The organism is Mycobacterium sp. E342 (assembly GCF_001667665.1).
Taxonomy (GTDB): Bacteria; Actinomycetota; Actinomycetes; order Mycobacteriales; family Mycobacteriaceae; genus Mycobacterium.
The window spans coordinates 1-840 of sequence record NZ_LZJM01000252.1; the positions used below are offsets into that span (position 1 = coordinate 1).

At 61.1% G+C, this 840-nt stretch carries 1 protein-coding gene; it reads left to right on the forward strand.

Annotated elements, in window-relative coordinates:
* Positions 1-794, forward strand: a 794-nt coding sequence (locus tag A5692_RS28545; RefSeq protein ID WP_082962946.1) for an acyl-CoA thioesterase II, incomplete at its 5' end; no start/stop codon positions are given.
* Between the last annotated feature and the right edge of the window lie 46 nt (positions 795-840).

Genomic DNA, 840 nt, shown 5'->3' on the forward strand with positions numbered 1-840 from the left:
TCGTCGCAAGCGATTCCTACGTAGGGATCACGCCCGACATCGGTATGCCTCGGGTCTTCGGCGGACAGGCGGCGGGTCAAGCGCTATTGGCAGCGGCCAAGACCGTCGAGGAAAAACGTGTCCCGCACTCTGTTCAGACCCACTTCCTCTCCACGGGGCTAATCGGGCCGCCGATTGAATTTCACGTCGAGCGGTTGCGCGGCTCCGGCTCGCTGTCCAACCGGCGGGTCATAGCCGAGCAGCAGGGTCGACAGCTGCTTTCCCTGCTGGCCGCGTTCCACGTCCCAGGCAATGGACCGGAGCATCAACTGGCTGCCGAGGCTGTCGACGGTCCTCCGTCGGCTGGCGCGGGCCTGCGTCCATTTCCCGAGGACTGGCCGGAATTCTATCGACGATGGTCTTCTCTGGAAGTCGACTGGTACCCGGATTCGCATGTGCGCGGACCTCTCACGACAACCGGCCGGGGTACGCTGTCGCGCCAATGGGTGCGGACATCGGCACCCTTCGACGCTCCCCAAGCGGTCCACAGTGCCATCGCCACATGTGTCGCTGGTCTGACATTGTTGATGAGCGCCTTTACGCCCCACGAAATCAAGCCCCATCGCGATATTAAGACGTTCACCCTCGATCATTGTCTATGGTTTCATCGCCCTTCCGCATTGATGAGTGGCTGCTCCTCGAGCAGGTGTCGCCCAGCGCCTCGGAAGGCAGGGCGTTCTGTATGGGCCGGCTCTTCGGTGGGCGGCAATCACGTGGCCTCTGTGACCCAGGTTGGTCTGGTTCGAGAGTGGTAACTCATGACTTTTGATTCGTGTCAACATAATTGGAGGAGACACAGAT